General features: G+C 70.2%; 15 protein-coding genes. 6 read left to right on the top strand and 9 right to left on the bottom strand.

The window, feature by feature from the left end:
• Window positions 1-20 precede the first annotated feature (20 nt).
• A complete protein-coding gene (locus tag Pla133_RS12465) occupies window positions 21-1721 on the bottom strand; it encodes a carbamoyltransferase N-terminal domain-containing protein (protein WP_145065698.1) in 1701 nt (566 codons plus the stop codon).
• A 3-nt stretch (window positions 1722-1724) separates the two neighbouring features.
• Window positions 1725-2495 carry a ferritin-like domain-containing protein gene (locus Pla133_RS12460; protein ID WP_145065696.1) on the bottom strand — a complete coding sequence of 257 codons (771 nt, stop codon included), beginning with the start codon at window positions 2493-2495 and terminating at the stop codon, window positions 1725-1727.
• Between the two features lie 136 nt (window positions 2496-2631).
• On the opposite strand from Pla133_RS12460, the gene Pla133_RS12455 reads away from it, so the two are divergent.
• Genes Pla133_RS12455 through Pla133_RS12445 form a run of 3 tightly spaced genes read left to right on the top strand, consistent with a single transcriptional unit; the run spans window position 2632 to window position 5182 of the window.
• On the top strand, window positions 2632-3408 hold the full coding sequence (locus Pla133_RS12455; RefSeq protein ID WP_145065694.1) for a hypothetical protein: 777 nt from the start codon (window positions 2632-2634) through the stop codon (window positions 3406-3408).
• The gene (locus Pla133_RS12450; protein ID WP_145065692.1) at window positions 3405-3959 is read left to right on the top strand and encodes a fibronectin type III domain-containing protein; all 555 of its coding nucleotides are present in this window, start codon (window positions 3405-3407) and stop codon (window positions 3957-3959) included. The genes Pla133_RS12455 and Pla133_RS12450 overlap by 4 nt, the downstream gene beginning before the upstream one ends.
• Entirely contained in the window at window positions 3929-5182 is a 1254-nt protein-coding gene (locus Pla133_RS12445; RefSeq protein ID WP_145065690.1) for a metallophosphoesterase family protein, read from the top strand. Before Pla133_RS12450 ends, Pla133_RS12445 begins: the two co-directional genes overlap by 31 nt.
• 33 nt (window positions 5183-5215) lie before the next feature.
• On the opposite strand, the gene Pla133_RS12440 is transcribed toward Pla133_RS12445, so the two are convergent.
• Both Pla133_RS12440 and Pla133_RS12435 read right to left on the bottom strand, forming a co-directional pair.
• Window positions 5216-6448, bottom strand: coding sequence for a glycosyltransferase family 2 protein (locus Pla133_RS12440; RefSeq protein ID WP_145065688.1), 1233 nt, complete (start codon window positions 6446-6448; stop codon window positions 5216-5218).
• Complete coding sequence (locus Pla133_RS12435) at window positions 6445-8742, bottom strand: glycosyltransferase family 2 protein (protein WP_145168381.1); 2298 nt, start codon at window positions 8740-8742, stop codon at window positions 6445-6447. The genes Pla133_RS12440 and Pla133_RS12435 overlap by 4 nt, the downstream gene beginning before the upstream one ends.
• 233 nt (window positions 8743-8975) lie before the next feature.
• Between Pla133_RS12435 and Pla133_RS12430 the strand changes: the two genes are divergently transcribed.
• Window positions 8976-9713, top strand: coding sequence for a methyltransferase (locus tag Pla133_RS12430; RefSeq protein ID WP_145065684.1), 738 nt, complete (start codon window positions 8976-8978; stop codon window positions 9711-9713).
• On the opposite strand, the gene Pla133_RS12425 is transcribed toward Pla133_RS12430, so the two are convergent.
• Window positions 9694-11832, bottom strand: a complete 2139-nt coding sequence (locus Pla133_RS12425) for an FG-GAP repeat domain-containing protein (RefSeq protein WP_145065682.1) — start codon at window positions 11830-11832, stop codon at window positions 9694-9696. The two genes, Pla133_RS12430 and Pla133_RS12425, sit on opposite strands and share 20 nt — an antisense overlap.
• 180 nt (window positions 11833-12012) lie before the next feature.
• On the opposite strand from Pla133_RS12425, the gene Pla133_RS26860 reads away from it, so the two are divergent.
• A complete protein-coding gene (locus Pla133_RS26860; protein ID WP_419192432.1) occupies window positions 12013-14175 on the top strand; it encodes a collagen-like domain-containing protein in 2163 nt (720 codons plus the stop codon).
• Window positions 14172-15026, top strand: a complete 855-nt coding sequence (locus tag Pla133_RS12415) for an IPT/TIG domain-containing protein (protein ID WP_145065680.1) — start codon at window positions 14172-14174, stop codon at window positions 15024-15026. Before Pla133_RS26860 ends, Pla133_RS12415 begins: the two co-directional genes overlap by 4 nt.
• Window positions 15027-15075: 49 nt before the next feature.
• On the opposite strand, the gene Pla133_RS12410 is transcribed toward Pla133_RS12415, so the two are convergent.
• The 4 genes from Pla133_RS12410 to dacB all read right to left on the bottom strand — a co-directional run bounded on the left by Pla133_RS12410 (window position 15076) and on the right by dacB (window position 19719).
• On the bottom strand, window positions 15076-16170 hold the full coding sequence (locus Pla133_RS12410) for a DUF4253 domain-containing protein (protein WP_145065678.1): 1095 nt from the start codon (window positions 16168-16170) through the stop codon (window positions 15076-15078).
• Between the two features lie 43 nt (window positions 16171-16213).
• Entirely contained in the window at window positions 16214-17035 is an 822-nt protein-coding gene (locus Pla133_RS12405) for a DUF4388 domain-containing protein (protein ID WP_145065676.1), read from the bottom strand.
• Window positions 17036-17161: 126 nt separating this feature from the next.
• Window positions 17162-17995, bottom strand: a complete 834-nt coding sequence (locus tag Pla133_RS12400) for an inositol monophosphatase family protein (RefSeq protein WP_419192431.1) — start codon at window positions 17993-17995, stop codon at window positions 17162-17164.
• Complete coding sequence (gene dacB / locus Pla133_RS12395; protein WP_145065674.1) at window positions 17983-19719, bottom strand: D-alanyl-D-alanine carboxypeptidase/D-alanyl-D-alanine endopeptidase; 1737 nt, start codon at window positions 19717-19719, stop codon at window positions 17983-17985. Before dacB ends, Pla133_RS12400 begins: the two co-directional genes overlap by 13 nt.
• Window position 19720 lies beyond the last annotated feature (1 nt).

The following is a 19720-nucleotide window of genomic DNA, read 5'->3' as shown; positions in this document are numbered from 1 at the left end:
GGGCGAACTCCCCGCCGCTACTACTTCTTCGGAATCGCCTCGCGTCGGTAGAGCCGCGGACCCGCAATCAGGCTGTCCAGAGTGCTCCGCATGTACGCATCGAGACCCTCGGACTCGCTGCGAACGATCGGAGCGCCGCGCAGCTTGAAGTCGGTGCAGAGCAGCAGCGGGGTGCCCGTCGCCGCGCCGAAGGCGCGGACCACCGCGTGCAGACGCGGCGCGCTGTGCTCATCCACCACTTGGACCCAGGTCGTGCCGTCGGCCATGACGGACGAGGGCGCCGCGTCGACGAGCGACTGCTTGGCCGCGACTCGCAGCTGACCGCGCGCCAGGGCGGCGTCGGAGCCTTCGGGCAGCTCGACGAAACGCTCGGCCTCCTCGCGGGGCACGATCAGGCGGCAGGGCAGGAAGGGCTCGACGTGCTGAACCGCCCGCAAGAGGGCGCCACAGGCTTCGGGCGGACGAGCGTCCGCCAGGACCACGCGGCCCTGGCCGCTCAGTCCGCCGAGTTCGATCGCGCCCTGCATCCAGGCCACGCGCTCACCGTCGACCAGACGGCGAGAGACCTCGGCCACGCCGTCCGGATCGCCTTCGAGCCACTGCGCGCCGGGCTCCGCCTGGCCCAGGAGCGACTCTCCGACGAAGCCGGACTCGCACACGCGGCGGCTGAGCACCCCCGCCTCTTCGGCCAGCAGCGCGGCCCCCACGGCGCCGCCCGCCTTGCCCGGCACCACCGAGACGTGGACCCGCTCGAAGGGCCCCTCGGCCATCAGGCGCCCGAGCAGGCGCCGGTTCTTCGCCAGCGAGCCCGCGAAGCAGAGGTTCCTGGACGGCGCCCGACGGTACAGCTCGGCGGCCAGGGCCAGGGTGCGCTCTTCGAGCACGACCTGGAGGCTGGCCGCCAGGTCCGCATCCCGCCGATCGGAGTCCTGGTAGCGCAGGGGCTCGCCGGCGAAGCGCGGCGGCCCGAAGGCGGCCTCGAAGCCATCGCCCCACAGGCGGCTGGACTCGAAGTTGAACCGGAAGGCCCCCTCGTCGAGGGCGAAGAGGCAGCCCTCGTCGCGGATCCAAGCGCGGATCGCGTCGGCGAAGCGCGGCGAGCCGTGGGCCGACAGGGCCTCGACCTTCTCCTCGTCCTCACCCGGAGCGAAGCCCAGGAACTGCGTCACCGCCGACGCGAGCAGCCCCAGGGAGTGTGGGTAGCGCACCTCGACCAGGCTCTCGAGACCCTGGGCGTCGGCGCGGGCCAGCAGGGTCGTGCTCCACTCCCCGGCGTCGTCGACGACGAGCACCGCCGCCTCCTCGAACGGCGAGGTTCCCATGGCGCAGGCGCCGATGGCCGGTAGGTGCTCCGCGAAGAGGATCTTGTCCGCCGGCACGCCCAGGTCGGAGGCAATGCGGTCCTTGATCCAGATGCGATCTCCGAGCCACACGAAGAGCCCCTTGGCGAAGCTCGTCGACGACCTGGGGAAGGCGCGCAGGTTGCTGACCAGCACCCGTTCGAACTTCTTGAGGGGCTTCTCGTAGAAGACCACCTGGTCGAGTTCCGGAGCTTCCACGCCCGCCTCACCGAGCACGAAGCGGATTGCGCGCGTGGGGAAGGCGCTGTCCCGAGCGAGCCGGGTGAAGTGCTCCTCCTGGGCCGCGGCGACCACCTGTCCGTCCACGATCAGAGCCGCCGCCGAGTCCCGATGGAAGGCGGAGATACCGAGGATTCGCATGGCTCAGTACTGGGAGGAAAGCCGCTCGCGCGCGTTGCTTTGGCTCAGTTCGCGCACGGCGGGCTTGGGCTTGCCCAGGCGCGCCAGGGCGCCAAAGGGCAGCAAGACGGTCCAGTACATGACGAACAACATGAACTGCGAGAAGCGCGATCCGGAACGCAGGCCCAGCCGGCGCCAAGCGCCGATGAAGCGCGAGCTCCGCGCGGACTTCAGGCCGGCGTTGACCTCCTTCTCACGCCCCACGCCGCGCCACTTGTCGAGGAACTTCTCGGTGTACGCGCAGTGGTACTTCTCGTCCTTCAGGATCTGATCGAAGGCCGCCGCCAGCTCCGGGTCGTCGTCCACCAGGCTGCGGTGCAGGGCGAAGATCTTGGCGGCCTTCTGCTCGGCCACGTGGACCATGGCGATGTACGAGACCTCGCCCAGCTCGTCGATCAGGCCGGCCTTGAAGAAGCCGTGGGCGTCAACCTCGTCCTTGCGACCGCGCGACAGGTCGTAGGCCCGGTCCGCCTCGTCCGCGCCCCGCGCCCCCAGGCCCGTGCGCTGGCGGTGGCGTTCCGCCGCTTCCAGGAACATGTCGGCGTGACGGCGTTCGTCGCGGGCGTGGCGCAGGAGGTGTTCGCGCAGGTCGCCGTCCTGCACGCGGCGCGCGGCGACCTCGAGGTCGTGCCCACCGTCGGCCTCGGTCTCTGCGAAGCTCTCGAGAGTTCGCAATTTGCGGGCAGGGTCGGACCACACGGCCCGGTAACGACGCTTTTCAAGAAGGGAGAGCATGGTCCGATTCTAGGCGCCGACCTGGCGCTGTGGGCTACCCGGCTGGCCTGGGGGCGGCGGCTCGCGGGGGCCGCGCGGTGCGGTCCAACCGACGCCGCCGGTACGGTCCTACAGCCGGAGACCTATCCTGGCGCCTATGGTGACCGTCGAGGACCCCACTCTCGCACCGAGTCGCCTGCTCCGCGCCGGAGTCGTGCTCAGCACCGCCGCCCTGGTGTGGACGACCCTGCGCCACGGGTCGGCTTTGAACGGGCTGCTCTTCATGGGCTTAGGCGCCCCTGAGGAGGTGGCCAGGAAAGCCGATTTCGTCCTCGCGTCCCTGGCCGGCCTCTCTGCGCTGTCGGCGCTCCTGGGCCGCCACCCCTGGACGACCGCGATCGCCACGTGTGCGGCCTTCCTGGTGGCGGCTGGCGCGACGGCCAGCGTCGGAGGTCAAGCGTTTGCAAAGCTGGCGCCGATCGCGGCAGCCACGAAGTGGCTGGCGCCCCTCGCCCTGCCGGCGTTGGCCGCCGGGCGTCCTGTCGTGGCCCGACGAATCCTGGCCTGCGCCTGCGCCTTGACCTTCGCGACCCACGGGCTCGAGGCCCTGGGTCACCATCCGGCGTTCGTCGACCTGTTGCTCGGATCGAGCCGACGCTGGCTCGACCTCGCGCCGCGGGAGTCGACGGCGCGCGCGGTCCTGTCGGGGATCGGCACGATGGACCTGGCCATCGCCGCCGGCTTGCTCCTTGGCCGCTGGCGCTGGCTGGCCGCCTGGGCGGCCCTCTGGGGAACCCTCACCGCGCTCTCGCGCACGGTGGCCCTGGGGCCCGAGTTCCTGTTCGAGACCCTGCTGCGGTCTCTCAATGGCCTGGCTCCCCTCGCCCTGTGGTACCTGCTGCGTCCGGTCCTCTCCGACGGCAACCGATCATGATCCGCATCCTCGCCCTGCTCTGCGTCCTCTCCGCACCCTTGCCTGCTCAGGAGCCGGATCCGTGGCTCCTGAACAGGATCACGCCGCTGGTCGGCACCCAGCCGGCCCAGTGGCGCGTGGTCTGGACCGAGAACCCCGCGACGACCGCAACCATCTCCTGGACCACCGCCGAGCCGGGCACGCGGCACCGTGTGCTCATTCGCCGCGCCGACCAGGTGGTCGCCGCTCCCGAGCGGATCGTCGAGGCCCAGCGCAATGGTCCCTACGCCGGATCCGATGCCGAGGACGCGACACCGGCCCACTTCCACCACGCGCGGCTGACGGGCCTCGAGCCCTCGACGACCTACGTCTTCGTGATCGACTCCGACGGCAGCACGAGCCGCGAACTCCACTTCCAAACGGCACCGGCCGACGGACGAGCCTTCTCCCTGCTGGTGGGCGGCGATTCGCGCAGCGGCCTGGCCATGCGCTGTGTGATGAACAGCGCCATCGCCCACCTGGCCGACCAGGACACTCGATCTTGGCCCTCTCCCACGGCGGCGACTACGTGATGTACGGCGACCAGTGGGAGCTCTGGAGTCAGTGGCTCGGGCACAACGAGTTGTGCACGACCGAGACTGGCCGCGTCCTCCCGATTCTCCCCACCCGCGGCAACCACGACTTTGGGACTCTGTTCGACGAGGTCTTCGACGATCCCGGCGGACGCGGTCTCAACTACTACCGATCGCGACTCTCGAGCGACGTGTCCTTGGTCACGTTGAACTCCCAGATCTCGGTGGCCGGCGACCAGCTCACCTGGCTGGAGTCGGAGCTGGAGGCGGCGAACCACGACTCGCGCTGGCTGTTGACCAACTACCACCGGCCGCTCTATCCGGCGGTCAAGGCACCAGGCCCGGCCAAGCCCTTCTGGGCGCCCCTGTTCGACCGCTACGGCGTCGACATCGCCCTGGAGTCCGACGGCCACTGCATCAAACGCACCGAACCGATCCGCGCCGACGCCCTGGATCCGGCCGGCGTGATCTACGTGGGTGAGGGTGGGCTGGGCGTGCCCCAGCGCACGCCGCGCCGCAACCTCTGGTACCTGCAAGCGCCCGCCGTGGTCACCAACGGGCACCACGTGCTGCGCCTGGACTTCTCGTCCGAGGCTCTGAGCCTCGAGATCCTGCGCTTGGGCGAGGTGCTCGATCCCCTCGACCCGCGGCTCTACCGAGCGATCGTGCCCCCGGGTGCGACCTGGAGCTACATCGCCCAGGAACAGGTTCCCGAGGGCTGGACCGAGCTCGGCTTTGACGCCCTGGCTTGGGACCGGGGCCCCGCGGGCTTCGGGTTTGGCGACGATGACGACGCCACCACGCTCGACTCGATGCAGGGCGTCAGCTCTCACTTGTTCACCCGTTTCGAGTTCGACTCGGAGCTGTGCGCCCAGACCGAGTCGCTGAGCCTGATGGCGCGCTACGACGACGCGTTCGTGGCCTACTTGAACGGCACCGAGGTCGCACGGGGTGGGATCGCCGAGGGCGATTGGACCAGCGGCGAGCCGAAAGTCGAGTTGAAGGAGGCCCTGCACTTCGAGTCGTTCGAAGTGCGCGATTGGCGTCAACTCGTGCACCCCGGCACCAACGTGCTGGCCCTGGTCGGGATCAACCGCCGGGCCCGCGACTCGGACTTCAGCCTCGACGCCTGGTTGGCTGGCGACCGCAGCTTGGCCCCGGGGACGCCCCAACCCTGGCTGGAGCCGATCGACGTGCGCCTGTTGAGTCCACGTGAGCGCTGAGGCAGAGCGAGCGCGATCGGCGCGGTCCCGGGACTACTTCCAGGGATCGCTGCCGTCCCGCTCGAAGCGCGCCAGGTAGTCCTCCATCCCGTAGCGCTGGAGCAGGCCGTGTTGGAGCTGCATGTAGCCCAGCTCGCCTTCGATACACCAGAGCGGCTTCAGGAACATCTCGAACAGCTCTTCGTCGGCGACCTTGCGCGTCCTCTGCACGTCGGCGCGGCGGAACATCCAGTGCTCCCAGCGCCCGAGGACGTCGTTGATGCCGAAGAAGTCGCCGGCCGCCACGCGGTTCAGGCGGTAGTACCGATCCCGCCCCGTCAGCCGCCGCAGGGTCCGACGCCACCAGCGCTGCACCTTGGGATCGGTCAGCTCGATGCGGAACTCGCTGTCGTCGGTCACGCGGGCGAAGACCCACATGCGCCGCATGGCCAGGCCGAACATGGCCGGCAGCAGCTTGTTCAGGTTCTCGTCGTCGTAGTTCTTGACTCCGCACAGGAGCGCGTTGCGGACCTGCAACAGGCGCACCTGCTCGAAGGGGAAGCGCCGCGAGGTGCCCGAGTGGTGGTGCCGCGCCACGGCCCGCGGCGCGTAGTGCACCGCATGGCCGGCCAGGTTCGTGCGCCAACCGATGTCGAGGTCGTCGTAGTAGGCGAAGAAGTCCGCGTCGAAGCCGCCGATGGCGTCGAACACGTCGCGCCGGATCGCCATCGCCCCGCCGCAGGCGAACAGCACTCGGCGCGGGTGGTCGTGCTCCGCGGTGGGCGCTTCCTTGTAGCCCTGGGAGACCGCGATGCCGTGGAAGTTCGAGCCACCCCCGGCGTGGTCCACGGTGGAGCCGTCGCCGCTCAATAGCTTGGCTCCGGTGCTGGCGCACTCCCCGCGCACGATCGGCGCCACCAGCTCGCGCAGGCAGCCGGCTTCGACCTCCAGGTCGTTGTTCAGGAAGATCAGCAGCTCGGCCTCGGGGACCGCCGCCGCGCCCTGGTTGCAGGCGGGTGTGAAGCCCAGGTTGCGGTCGTTCGGCACCACCACCACGCGCGGGTGCTCGCGCGCGAGCCACTGCACGCTGCCGTCGGTCGAACCGTTGTCCACGACGACGATCCGCAGCCGGTCGGCCGGGTAGTCACCGGCCGAGATCGAGGCCAGGCAGGCACCCAGCATCGCACGACCGTCGCAGTTGATGATCACCACCGAGGCCAGGGGCAGGTCGGAGTCGCCGACCGGGTCGCCGTGCTCCACGTAGAGGTCGGCGTGGGAACGACTCATGTTGCGGAGCCCTCGGCGGAGAGCGGCGTGGCGGCGTCCACGTGGACCGGACGACGGGTGAAGCGTTGGAAGGGCTTGATGCGGACCGGCGTCCCCGCGTCGATCGGGCGCACCAGGACCCGCTTGACGCGGCAGATGCCCGGGGGCCCGAAGGGCTCGAGCGTGTTGATCAAGCCCAAGCGGAAGCTTGGCGCGACGAGGTCCACGACGATCGCGACCTCGCGGTGGCCTCCGCCGTCGGGCGGCCCCAGGGGGCCGAAGCTGGCCAGGGGCAGACCGTCGGCGACGATGCGGCCGCTCTGCTGGAGGTGGACTTCCTCGGGGGCGTAGTAGAGCCAGACGCGGACTTCGTGCAGGCCGGTCCCGATGCCCTCGATCTGCCAGTGGATCGAGGCGCGCTGCGGCCCGAGCTGCACCATGTCGCACTCCTGGGCGACGGCGCCGGGTCCATCGGGGGTCCCATCCTGGCCGCGCAGGTCGCAGGTGCGCTCGAGGGGACGTTCGGCTCCCGGCGAGACCGACGGGTCCAGCACGAGAATGCGCGAGACCCGCAGGGTGCCGGCGCCCGACGAGCCAAACCCACTGTGCAGGCGCAGTACCGGAACGCCTGCGCCCAGGACCACCGGCACCCGCAGGGCGCGGGACTCGTCGGCCCAGCAGCCGCGGAAAGGTCCCAGGTTGGCCACGTGCTCGCCGTCAAGGAAGACCTGCCCGCCCATCTGCACGTGGTGCTCCTGGGCCAGGGAGTCGATGAAGATCCGCAGCTCGCGCCGCCCGGGGCTGGTCGCGGTCAGGTCCCACTCGGCGGCGGCACCCTCCTCACGCAGCAGCAGGCGCGTGGCGTCGAGGCTCTGCGCGGCGCCCTCCAAGCGATCGGCGTCGATGCCGCGCAGGTCCATTTGGCGGAAGGATCGGGCCCGCGCCGCCAGGGCGCGGTAGCGCACCTCGGTGCAGACCAGGCGCTCGGTGTCCCCGTCGACCACGCGGTTGGCCGCGGCGCCGCGCAGGTCGGCGTACTCGGCGTCCGTGCGCCAAACCCAGGCTTCGAGCGGGATCTCCGCCGGCTTGGGCGCCAGGTCGAGGCCACCGGGGACGCGCTCGCTGCGCTTGGGCTGCCCGAACTCGTCGGCTCCCAGCAGCGCCTTGGCGAAGCCGTGCTCGCGGGCGAAGGCCGGACTGACCGTCCACAGGGTCGGGCGCCTTTCGGCGACCGCGCTCGCCAGTAGCGCGCGTTGCTGGGCGCCGTCGCCGTGCACGTGCAGGACCTCGGCGGAAGCCACGTCGTCGGTGAGCTCCCAGCCCCTCGCGCGCAGCCCGGCCTCCAGCTCGGCCGGAACGCCGATCGCGGCGACCCGCGGCCGGGGACTCGGCAAGAGGGTCGACATGCGGAAGCGCTTGGGATTGCGGCCGCCCTCGAGCAGACCCTTGAAGTAGGCCCGGCGGATCGCCTCGGCGCGCTCGACCTCGCGCTCGAGCTCGGCGCCGCGATAGCCCTGGGCCACGAGGGCCGCCCGATCGCGCTCGGACTGCCGGGCCACCTGCACGTCGATCTCCTCGGCCGCGTGCAGGCAGATCCGATCCAGGCGCTCTGCGTTGAAGGCCCCGTCGATGATGGCCCGGACGTAGGTCTCCTCGGGACCGTACTCATGGCTGTGGTGCACCACCGCGCGGTCGTCGTAGACCACCTTGAAGCCGCCCTCGAGCATCGCTCGGCAGCGGATGATGTCCTCGCCGAAGTCTGTGTGGGGGTCGGGGTGGCGCTCCCAGAAGGAGCGGCGCACGGCCGATGCGGTGTCGTTGAAGTTGTAGAGCAGCCGGCGCTCGTTGCCGTCGAGTCGGTCGTAGGTCGCCGGATCCGGTAGGGTCGTGACCTGGCGCCCGGGCTGGTAGCCGGGGTCGAACTCCGAGAAGACCTGGGCCAGAACGTCGGCCTCCGGCCGCGGCACGTTCCGCAGGTAGGCCCCTGCCACGGCGGGGTCGCGGAAGTTCTCCGCCAGCTGGTCGAGCCAGTCCTCACCCACCGGGATCGAGTCGTCGGTCACGAAGACCAGTAGCTCGCCCTCCGTCAGCGCGGCGAGCACGTTGCGCGTATCGCCGTGGTTGAACTCGCTGGTGTGGATCCCGTGCACCCGCAGGGGCACCGGAAAGCTCGCCCGAGCCGCCTCGAAGATCGCCAGGGTCCGGTCGGTGCTGCCGCAGTCCGCCGCCGTGAAGTCCCAAGGGATCCGCGTCGCCTGGATGGCGAGGCCCCCCAGAACCCGTTCCAGGAAGGCCTCCCCATTGAGGATCGGCATCAGGACCGAGATCGAGCGGACGGGGTGTTCGGACGGAGGCAAGGGCCGGCGGGGAGGGGTGTGGGGGGAGGGGCGTGGGGGGAGGGTTCGGCCGGAAGTCTAACCGGCCCAAGGGCCTGGAGCCGCCCGGGAGCCGGGCCGGGTCGCGGGGCTCGGGCAACGCCGAGAACCGGACCCAGCCGCCGAGGTGCGCTCGGAACTCGAGCGCGAGGCAACTAGGCTCTGCCCCACCGATGAGCACCTTCCGCCTTCTGCGCGCCTTCAACCAGCCGGGCCTCGAGACCTATGCCGGCTCCAAGACCCGCGTCGGGCGCAACACGGCTCGCCACTTCGAGGGCGAGGGCCTGGTCGAGCGTCTGGTCCGCGAGCTGTGCGCCGAGCGTGCCCTGCCGATCAAGGAACTGGCCGAGGCCTGCGAGTTCTTCGCGGTGGCGCGCAAGTGGCTGCGGACCGAGGTGGTGGTCGACTTCTGCGCTGGCCACGGCTTGGCGGGCATCCTGTTCGCCGTGTTCCAGCCCGAGACCCAGCGGGTGGTGCTCTGCGATCGGCGCCAGCCGGAGTCCTTCGAGCCGGTGCTGCGGGCCGCCCTGCGCGCCGCGCCGTGGATCGAGGGCCAGGTCAGCTACCGCATCGGCCGTCTGGAACGAGCCCGCGAAGACCTCCCCGAGGGCGCGTCGGTGATCGGCGTGCACGCCTGCGGCCAGCTCACCGACGCCTGCCTGGACGTGGCAGCGGGTCTGGGCGGACCGGTCGCGGTGCTGCCCTGCTGCCGCGACCACGGCCTGAGCGAGGCGCCGGCGGCCCTGCGCGAAGCCCTGGGTGAGGACGTGGCCTACGACGTCCACCGCACCTACACCATGGAGGCACGCGGCTACCGCACGCGCTGGCGCGAGATCCCGTCCACGATCACGCCGATGAACCGGATGCTGATCGGTGTGCCGCGCGGCGGACTCAAGGGATCTGGAGCGTGAGGCCCCGCGAGCTCGCGAAGTCGTTCCCCGAAGTGCCATCGAGGGTCACGATCTGCGTGTGAACCGTCAGGCCCGCAGCTGCCGCCGGTAGTCCGATCACGGTCACGGCGTCCCCGTTCCCGTCGGCCAGGTCCGACTGCAGGATCACGATCGGCAGGGAGACGTTCAGCAGGAGGCCGTTGCTCAGGTCCAGGGTCGACGCGGTCTTCTTGGTTCCAAGCAGGAAGAACACCGGGGCGCCCGCCGAGACGTTGCGACCGGCCAGGTAGAGGGGTGAACCCGCCAGGGGCAGGCTCAGAGCCTCGATCGTGGGCTGGCCGCCGCCGCCGCTCGAGAAGCTACCGAAGGAGCTCCCCACCGGCCCGCCGCTGTGGACGAACGAGTCCGGTGCCGACAGGCCCACGTTCCCGTACTTGTCCTCCGAGCGCACGGAGTAGGTCACCGTCCCCACCAGATTACGCGGGATCTCCGCCCGGAAGATCTGGCCAGCACTGCTGGGCATGGCGACGTCGGGCAGATCCACCCCTCCCACGTTCACGCGCAGGACCGTCGGGTTGTACCAGGTGATGTAGTAGGGCGCGTTGTCGTAGACCTGGGCCCGGATCGCGATGGTTCCCGCCGCTGCGGCCCCATTCGACACCGACTCGAGGTTGGGGATGTACGGCGCGTGGGTGTCGGGGACGTTGGTGGTGTTACGCAGGAAGGTGTTCGCCTGCTTGTTGTCCTCGGCCACCATCACGTCGTAGTCCCCGTCACCGTCCACGTCGCAGGCATCCGCGTCGAGGGACGTGGCCGAGTAGCTCGTGCCCAGAGGCACCGCCGTCAAGTTGCCGTTGCCGTCGTTGCGGTAGAGCTTGTCGGCTCCCGAGAAGTTGGCGACGAAGAGGTCCAGGTCGCCGTCGTTGTCGTAGTCGAGGAAGTCGCCCTCGTTGTCGTCGGCGCCAGAGTTGGGCAGGTTCGTGCTGAGGTTCGAAAAGGTGCCGTCGCCGTTGTTGCGGAAGGTCACGTCATTGAACCCACTCCAGTTCAGGCCGTAGATGTCGAGGTCACCATCCCCGTCCATGTCGGCCATCTCCTGCTCGTAGTTGCCACCGCCCGACTCCCAATCGCCGTTGCCACCCGGGAAGACGGCGTCGGAAACGTCGCGGAAGCCCAGGATGCCGCCGTTCTCCTCGAGGCGATTGTGGAAGACCCGCGGATCCTCCTGTCGCGCCCCGTGCAGGATGTCGAGGTCGAAGTCGCCGTCCATGTCGCCGACGTCGATGTCCAGGGCCGAACTCGCGATGTCGGCCTGGCCACCGGTGGTGTTGCCGGTATTGGCCTGTTGGACGCCCTCCGCCCAGAGGGCCGGCTGGCCGTTGCTGATGATGTTGGTGCCCAGCTTGAAGCCGCTGGGGTTGAACTCCTCGAAGTGCCCAGCACCATCGTTCAGGAAGATGCGCGTCGGGACCTGACCGCCGAAGGCGCCGCCGTAGGACGAGTGGACCAGGTCCAGGTCACCGTCGTTGTCCAGATCGCCGAAGTCGCAGTCGCAGGACCAGTCGATGAAGGTGTTGCCGATCAACAGGCTCGGCGAGATCGACGAGTTGGGACCGTTCAAGTTGACCCAGCGCGTCGCGGTCTCGTCGGTGTAGAAGCCTGTCGTGCCACCCTGCAACAGGCCGTTGTTGACCCACCACTTGTTGCCCTGGTTGGTGAGCTGGGCGGTGTTCGACACGTAGAGATCCACGTCCCCGTCGCCGTCGATGTCGGCGAACTCGATGTCGCGACTGTCGTCGGCTTCGGAGGGAAAGCGCGTTGCCGTCTCGTCGATGAAGTCGCCCAGGGGGCCGGCCTGCAGGCCGCCGCGGTTGATCCAGATTCGGTTCTGGTCGTTGCCGTCGTCACCGCCGTCGGCGAAGGCCGCGTCCCAGTCGCCGTCGAGGTCGACATCAGCGAAATCGACGTTCTCCGTGGTCGAGTTGTTGGCCGAACCACCGGGAATGCCGGAGCTGTCGACGGAGAACTGAGCCGCGGCCGGCGTCCCGAGGAGCCCGCCCACGACCAGGGCCGTTCCGATGGGCAGCAGGGGGGCGACGGCGATCTTGCGGGACGAGGCGACGTTGGGGAGACCGTGCATGACGGGACGCTTCAGGGGGGGAGTGAGCGGGGTGTCGGGCAGGAATCCAGATTATGGGTAGGTTGGGGGGAACGGGTAAGGCAATCGGATTCGTCCCCCCGTTGGGTTCATCCGCGTTCCGCTCGGATCGTCGATGCCCGCTCCCCCATCTCCCCCCCCGACCAGCCGAAGGCTGTCCCCATGAAGCTTGGCCTGCTCCCGGCCCTGATCGTGGCCTTCCCGCCGTTTCTCGCTCCCGCGGTCATGCTGCCTACGGTGCTCCTGCCGACGGCCCTCGTGTCCGCGGCATGGGTAGTGTCTGCGCCGAACTCCGCAGCAGCGACTGCAGCGGTCGCGCTCCAGACCGCGCCACCGCAGTTGCTGCACCTGCAAGTGCGTCTCTCCGATGCGGGCGGCGTGCCGCTGAATGGCGCCGTCGACGTCGAAGTACGGCTGTACGACGCGGCCATCGGAGGCACGCTCCTGTGGTCCGAAGCCAACAGCGCGACCGCTCTCAATGGGCTCGTCGACCTACTGCTCGGCGACGGCACGCCACTGGTGCCGGCGGCCTTCGCGGGAAGCACTCGCTTCGTTGCGCTGCAGGTCGGAACCGATCCCGAGATGTCGCCGCGTGTTCGCGTGGGTTCCGTCCCGTTCGCACTCGTGGCCGACAACGTCGTGGGTGACATCACGCCCAACTCCGTGTCGGTGGGTGGCGCGACGGTGATCGATTCGACCGGCCAGTGGGTCGGCAGCGGCGGGATCGTGGGTCCGGAGGGGCCCGTGGGTCCGATCGGTCCGGTGGGCCCGACAGGTCCCCAAGGACCCCAGGGTGATCAGGGCCTGCCCGGCAACGACGGCGCGATCGGACCTCAGGGACCTCAGGGGCTCCAAGGCCCGTCGGGCGCCGACGGCCTCGACGGGTCGACGGGACCACAGGGCGCGACCGGTCCCGCAGGCCCGACTGGCCCACAGGGTCTGCCCGGAAACGACGGCGCGGATGGAGCCATCGGCGCAACCGGTCCAGCGGGTCCTACAGGTCCACAGGGTCCCCAAGGCCTCCCGGGCAACGACGGAGCCGATGGGGCGGCGGGCGCCACAGGCCCCACCGGCGCGACGGGTCCGATCGGACCTGCGGGTCCCCAAGGGCCCCAAGGTCCGCAGGGGCTACCTGGCGCGGACGGCGCTACCGGCCCCGCCGGAATGACGGGTCCCGCCGGTCCCACGGGCGCGCAGGGACCCCAGGGCCTGCCCGGGAATGATGGCGCCGACGGCGCCACCGGGCCGATCGGTGCAACGGGACCCGCGGGCCCGACGGGTCCCCAAGGCCTCCCGGGCAACGACGGCGCCGATGGAGCGACCGGTCCCATGGGCGCCACGGGTCCGGCCGGCACGACGGGTCCCCAGGGTCCCCAGGGTCCCCAGGGTCCCCAGGGCCTGCCGGGCAACGACGGCGCGACCGGACCCGCGGGCGCCACCGGCCCCGCCGGTCCAGCAGGCGCGCCCGGTCCCGCTGGGCCCAATCTGATCGACGGTTCGACCGTCATCAGCGGCACCATCAGCTTCCCCGACGGAGTCTTCGGCGAGGCGCCGCCCCTCGGCTTCGGGGTCGAGGGCCACTCGAGTGCAGCGCTCGGCACCGCGGTGCTCGGCGTCGCCGACGGCACTTCGGGACCGACCTACGGCGTCTCCGGTCAGACGACCTCGCCCTCGGGCGTCGGCGTCCAGGGGGTCTCGCTCTTCGGCAGCGGCGCGACCACCGGTGTGCGCGGGGAGGTCCTCTCGCCCTCCGGCTTCGGAGTCTTCTCCGTCGGTGACTTCGGAGGCACGGGTGCCAAGTACTTCATCCAGCCGCACCCGAGCGATCCCTCGCGGGAGCTGCGCTTCGTGGCTCTCGAGGGCAACGAGGCCGGCACCTACTTCCGCGGCTCCGCGCAGATCACCGCCGGAGCGCTCGAGATCGAGGTGCCCGAGGACTTCCGCCTGGCCAGCAACGCCGATGGTCTGACCGTGCAGGTCACCCCCGTCGGCGGTCCGGCGTTGGTCTGGGTCGAGTCCAAGGGCCTCGACAAGATCGTGGTCCGAGGCTCCGCCGACGTCTCGGTCGACTACTTCGTCCAGGGCAAGCGCCGCGGCTTCGAGCAGATCGAGACGATCGGCGTCAACCGCGCCTACATCCCGCTGGTGCGTGGTGTTCGGTTCGGAACGCAGTATCCCGAGGGCCTGCGAGCGATCCTGATCGAGAACGGGATCCTCAACCCCGACTTGACTCCCAACGAGGACACCGCGGCGGCCATGGGCTGGCAGCTCGTCGATCCCGACCAGTCGCCCCTGCGGCGGGTCCTCTCGGAGATCGAGCGATGATCGGGTCCAGACTCGGTTGGGCGGCCCTGGCCGTCGCCAGCGCGCCGCTCGCCCAAGCGCAGCTCGCGAGCAGCGCGGGCTTCCGCCTCGAGACCCTCGCCCTCGACGGCGGTGGCGCGGGAACCTGTTCGATCGGCTTCGCGGCCATCCTCGACCAGCCCGCGCTCGAACCGTCGTCGGGCCTGGCCTCGCCCGGCTTCGGCGCGCAGCTCGGTTCCTTGACCCTGACCGATCCGCTGGCGACCGACCAGCCCGCGGTCTTCGCGGTCGAACCGCCCTTCGGGCCGAAGTCGGGCGGGACGGTCGTGACCCTGTGCGGGATCCACCTGGATCGCGGTGGACTTGCGGCTCCGGTCGTCGCGAGTCTCGACGGTTCACCCCTCGCAGGTCTGGTCGTCCTGTCCGATTCGACCGTCACGGCGACGGTGCCCGCTGGTGCCAACGGACCCGCAGACCTACTGCTCAGTACGTCCCTGGGCACGGCGTCCCTGGGCGGCGGATTCGTCCACACGCCCGCGGTGACTTCGTCTCCCGTGGCCTACCGCACGGGCGAGATCGAGCTCGCCAACTATGGCGCGCCCGGAGGCTTCTTCGACATGTACGCCTCGCCCTTCGTCACCAACCTGCCCCTGCCGCCCTACGGCAACTTGCTGATCGGCCCGGCACCGTTGATTCCACTGATCTTCATCCAGCCCTACCCGGCGCCGGACGGAATCGTGGTGACCCGGGCGACGATTCCCGACGACCCGGGCCTGAGCGGACTGTTCCTGCACTTCCAGAGCATCGCCGTGCAGAGCCTGGCGCCCCTGGACGTGCAGCTCGTCAACCGAGCGTCGACGCTGTTGCAGTAGCGGCGGACCCGACCACGTGCGCCCGCCCGCGGGTGGGCGTACGTGGCGATCAGTCCCAGACGAGTCGCAAGCAGCGACGCTGCTGTAGGGCTCGGGCCAGGTCCTGGAACGAGTTCTCGAGGGCGGGAGGTCCGATCGCCTGGCCCGAGAAGTCCGCCGCACTCGCGCCGGGGCACAGAACGACCATCTCCGCCGCGAATGCCGTCAGGTCCTCGGGCAGTCGGTGGAAGTAGAGCGTGAGCGCCGACTCGCCCGCGTCGACGATCGCCATGTCGCAGCGCGGGCGCCAGGCCCGCAAGCGACCCACCAGTTCGTCGGTTCCGAGCCCAGCGCTGGCTCCGCTGGTCCCTTGGAACCAGAGCAGGTCGAGCGGGTCGGCCACAGGAAGGAACATCACGCTGGCCTCGCCGTGGCCATGCCGACGGGTCGTGGCGAAGCCCCGTCGCCCCAGCCATTCCTCCAGGACGCCTACGTGGCAGACGGCGGTCCAACCGGTCCCCTGGCAGCGCAGCTGCAGGATCGCGGTGAACTCGGCCACTCCCTCGCGCGCAACTTCGAAGCGCACTCCGGCGATCGTGGCCAGCTCGGCTGTTCGGGGCAGACCGACGTCCCTCCCCGACCGCATGCGCCAGGCCGGACTTCCCTCGGGTCGCGGCTCACAGGGCGTCCAGACGCGGCCCAGGCGCACGCGCATGCTGCCAGACTTCGGACTGGCTGAGCCAATCGCCGTGCGGACGCGCCGAATCAGTTGGGCCGAGGGTCGCTCGATCGTCCACTGGGGACCCTCCTCGATGCGGTCGAGCAGGCTACCGAGATCGGACGCCACGAGGCCCCTACCGAGGAGCTCCGTGTGGGTCATGACCTGATCGTCCTCGAACTCCAGGGTCCCTGGGCCGAAGCGTTCTTCGATCAGCGCCAGGACCTCCACCGCGAGCGACTTCGCCCGCGCCACGGCGTCATCGAGATCGCCGGCGGAAACCAGGAAGGTCAAATGCTCCTCGTCGCCCCGCCGCTCGTAGTTGGTGCCCAACAGGTCGGACGCCGCCGACACCACACCGGCCTCTGCGAGGACTGCGTTCAGGCTCTGCGGGTCGGCTCCGCGCACTTGGCAAGGGCAGACAACTCGATAGGTGTTGGAATTCAATCGGGGAGCTGCTGGCCGCTGGGGCGGGGACGACGACGGGGGATCAGCCGTACGATTGCTCGTCGCTGATCCGGGCACTCTCGAAGAGCAGTTTCCGCAGACCGATCTCGACCTTCTGATTCCCGCCGCCGTTCACGTCCTTGGACTTGAAGACGAAGCGAGCATGGGAGGACGAATAGAGTCGCACGAACAATTGTTGGATCTGTTCGGCCAAGGCCGTCGCGAGCTGGTCGGCGGTGACCAGGGAGCCGCTCTCCAGGACCTCACCGAGCTTGCGACCGGTGCCCACGAAGCCGCGCGCGAACGCCTCCAGGTGGGTCTCGGTGACGTAGCCGAGTTTGACGAGGATCTCGCCCAACCGCTCGCCTGCTGGCGTGTGGTTGGTCATCGCGTGCACCAGCTTGCCGGCTCGCAGCTCGATGGTGATCGTCTCCTTCTCGGTCTGCACCTCGAGTTCGCCGGTCTTCTGCAACGAGCCGAGCAGCTCCAGCAAGTCCGCCATCGAGAGCATCTCGGTGGTGCCGGACAACGCGGCCTGCCCACTTACGCCGGCCGACCAATCACCCGCAGCGTCCTCGTCGGCGCCCAGGGACGTGCCGGGCTCGTCCGTGGCCATGGTGACTGCGGCCAACATGCGCTGGGCGATCACCGTCGAACCGTGGGGACAGTTGAGGGTGCTCTCCAGATCCTCACCGAGCAGGCCAAGCCCGCGCTCGAGCGCGGCCACCGCGCCCTCGACGGCATCCTGGAACTCTTGGGAGGCGACCCGCGTCTTGGCCGCGTGGCGCAGCGACTCGAGGCGCTTGGCGAGGACTCGGCCGGAGGCGATGAGTTCCTCGTGATCTGTGGAGATGTCGGAGTGCATGGGGAGGCTTTCCGGCGGTGCGCCGGGTCGGTGTGCTGGTCTGTCTTCGTGCGGCGCACCTCGACAGCTTGAGCACGAACCCCGATCTCTCCCTGGCGGGTCGAGGGGACCCCAGCCCCCCTGCGCTCACCCCTCGACCAGAGCCACCAGCGCCCGATGCAGGGATTCGGGTCCCGCCACGACAGCGCCGCTGCGCAGCCAATCGTCGCCCCCGTCCACATCCGTCACGAGCCCCCCCGCCTCGCGCACCAAGAGCGCCCCAGCGGCCATGTCGTGGGGACCCAGGTGGAGCTCCCAATAGGCGTCGATGCGCCCGGCGGCGGTGTAGGCCAGGTCGATGGCGGCAGAGCCCATGCGGCGCAGCCCGCGCACCTCCAGGAACAACCGGTCGAAGTTGGAGAGGTTGTTGTTGGGCAGCTCGTTGCGGCGGTAGGGAAAGCCCGTGGCGACGATCGCGTCGGCCAACTCGGTGGTGTCGGAGACCCGAATCCGCTGGCCGTTGAGGGTCGCACCGGCTCCCTCGGCGGCAACGAACGTCTCGGCGAGACGCGGCGCGTGGACCACGGCCGCGAGCGGGCGCCGGCCGACGAACAGCCCCATCGAAACGGCGAAGGCGGGCAGCTCGTGGATGAAGTTGACGGTCCCGTCCAGCGGATCGACGAACCAGCGCGGCCGCTCCTCGTCGCGTGCGTCGCGCACCTCCTCCTCGGCCTCGATGGCGTGACCCGGGAAGTGCTCGCGCAAACGTTCCACCAGTAGTCGCTCGCATTCCAGATCGACCTCGGTCACCAGGTCGCGCCGCGCCGACTTGGAGCGCACCTCACCGGCGCGCAACTGTCCCAGGCGGGCGAGCTGCAACGCGCCGGCCTCGCGGGCGAACTCGGCCGCCGCGTGCGCGACCTCGAGCCGCCCCTCGGGCGTGGTCAGATCCGGCCCGAGCCGCCCCATCACGGGCTCCACTGGGCCAGGTGTGCCCCGATGCTGTCGTGCATCGGCTTCCAGACCGAGTTGTTGAGTCCACCAAGACGCGGGTACTCGACCACGATCGAGAAGACCAGTTGGCGACCGCCGAGGGTCTCGACGTAGCCCGACAGGGCGCTGGCGCCTTGGATGAACCCGGTCTTGCCGCGCAGTCGGCCACTGGCGGCGGTACCGCCCATTCGATCTTCGAGGGTCCCGGACTGCCCGGCCACGGCGAGGGAATCGAGGAAGCGCTGCCTGACCGAGGGAGGTTGGGCGAGGGCCGCTCGCAGTAGCTCGACGACCATCCGGGGCGAGATGCGGTTGTCGCGACTGAGGCCCGAGCCGCCCACCTGGTGCAGGCCCCGCGGGTCGATGCCCAGGTCCGTCAGGGCCCCGGCCACCGCCGACCGGGCGGCCTCGCGGGTCCATTGGCCGCTGGTGGCTCCGCCCATGGCCAGGAACACCGCATCCGCCACCGGATTGACCGAGTCCTGGTTGATGGGCGTGATCAGGTCGATCCAAGGGGTCTCGAGGGCGGCCAACTCCCGTCCGGGAGCGACGCCCCGCGCCTCGCGGAATCCGTCGCGCACGTCAATGCCCCGGTCCGCCAGGGCGCGCAGGAAGAGGGCCGCAAACAGGGCCGGGGGGTTCGGGTGGCGGATGTCGCGCTCGAAGCTGCGGCCGGGCGGGCCCAGCTCGCCCTTGAGCACCAGTCGTCCGCTCGAGTCGTAGAGCCCGATCTGCACGTCGTTGACCGTCTGCGAGGTCGAAGCCACGTTCGACTCCTCGCGCAGCCCCGTCGGGCTGGGGGCGATGGTGGTCTGGGTGCGACCGCCCGCCAGGGCCTCGAAGGCGATGTCGACCAGGCCCGCGTTGGCGGTCAGTCCCGCCACGTAGCCGTAGGAGCCGGTCCAACTGGCGGACGACGTGGGCCAACCGGGGGCCGGCCCGACAGGCGCGAAGCTGCCCAGGTCCAACACCAGGGCCCCGTCCACGCGCCGCAACCCGGCCTCCGCAAGGCTGCCCGCCAACTGGGCCAGGCGACCGCGGGCGTAGTCGGGGTCGCCGTCGCGGAACAGCGGATCGCCGCCCGCGCGGACCACGAGGTCGCCGCCGAGCACGCCGGCGTTGAGCGGCCCCGCCGCCTCGACGGGGGTCCGGAAGCGCCAATCGGGACCCAACACGTGCAGCGCCGAGAGGGTCGTGACCAACTTCAGGTTGGAAGCGGGCGCCATGGACCGGTCGGGTGCCCGGCTCGCGACCACCGCTCCCGATTCGAGGTCCACGGCCAGGAAGGACACCAGGCAATCCGAGCGCCCCGCCTTGCCGCCCGAGGCCTTCGCAACGGAATCGAGAGCGCCGTCGGCCTCACGATCGAGCAGGGCCTGGAGCCTGGGGTCGATCGCCTCGCGCGCGGGAGTCCAGCGCCCCCTGGTCTGGCGGCCAGGGAGCAGGTCGTCGGGCGCATCGCCCCCGCCACCGGGCGTGCCGTCCGCTCCATCGTCGATGGCGAGGTCGTCCGGGCTCAGCGGACCTGTGCCCGACTGCGACAGTTGCTCTGCTGCTCCGACCTCGAGCCGCGCGCGATCGGTGGCGCCCACGGGCTCGTTCGGCGTCAGACCGTCGAAGCCCAACCCCAGAACGACGGCGAAGACCACGCCCCCGATGAAGGCGGCCGTCAGTCGCCAATCGACCGCGCCACACCGTCTGACTGCCTGCATG

Source organism: Engelhardtia mirabilis (genome assembly GCF_007748095.1).
In the GTDB taxonomy this organism is placed as follows: Bacteria; Planctomycetota; UBA1135; order UBA1135.
Note: the sequence above shows the minus strand (reverse complement) of the source record. Positions and strands in the feature narration are given on the sequence as shown.

Bases quoted from the DNA above. Each gene is read 5' to 3' on its own strand.
- Pla133_RS12405 (WP_145065676.1), bottom strand. From the start codon at position 17,035: ATGCACTCCGACATCTCCACAGATCACGAGGAACTCATCGCCTCCGGC.
- Pla133_RS12415 (WP_145065680.1), top strand. From the start codon at position 14,172: ATGATCGGGTCCAGACTCGGTTGGGCGGCCCTGGCCGTCGCCAGCGCG.
- Pla133_RS12440 (WP_145065688.1), bottom strand. From the start codon at position 6,448: ATGAGTCGTTCCCACGCCGACCTCTACGTGGAGCACGGCGACCCGGTC.
- Pla133_RS12460 (WP_145065696.1), bottom strand. From the start codon at position 2,495: ATGCTCTCCCTTCTTGAAAAGCGTCGTTACCGGGCCGTGTGGTCCGAC.
- Pla133_RS12425 (WP_145065682.1), bottom strand. From the start codon at position 11,832: ATGCACGGTCTCCCCAACGTCGCCTCGTCCCGCAAGATCGCCGTCGCC.
- Pla133_RS12465 (WP_145065698.1), bottom strand. From the start codon at position 1,721: ATGCGAATCCTCGGTATCTCCGCCTTCCATCGGGACTCGGCGGCGGCT.
- Pla133_RS12450 (WP_145065692.1), top strand. From the start codon at position 3,405: ATGATCCGCATCCTCGCCCTGCTCTGCGTCCTCTCCGCACCCTTGCCT.
- Pla133_RS26860 (WP_419192432.1), top strand. From the start codon at position 12,013: ATGAAGCTTGGCCTGCTCCCGGCCCTGATCGTGGCCTTCCCGCCGTTT.
- Pla133_RS12430 (WP_145065684.1), top strand. From the start codon at position 8,976: ATGAGCACCTTCCGCCTTCTGCGCGCCTTCAACCAGCCGGGCCTCGAG.
- dacB (WP_145065674.1), bottom strand. From the start codon at position 19,719: ATGCAGGCAGTCAGACGGTGTGGCGCGGTCGATTGGCGACTGACGGCC.
- Pla133_RS12455 (WP_145065694.1), top strand. From the start codon at position 2,632: ATGGTGACCGTCGAGGACCCCACTCTCGCACCGAGTCGCCTGCTCCGC.
- Pla133_RS12435 (WP_145168381.1), bottom strand. From the start codon at position 8,742: ATGCCGATCCTCAATGGGGAGGCCTTCCTGGAACGGGTTCTGGGGGGC.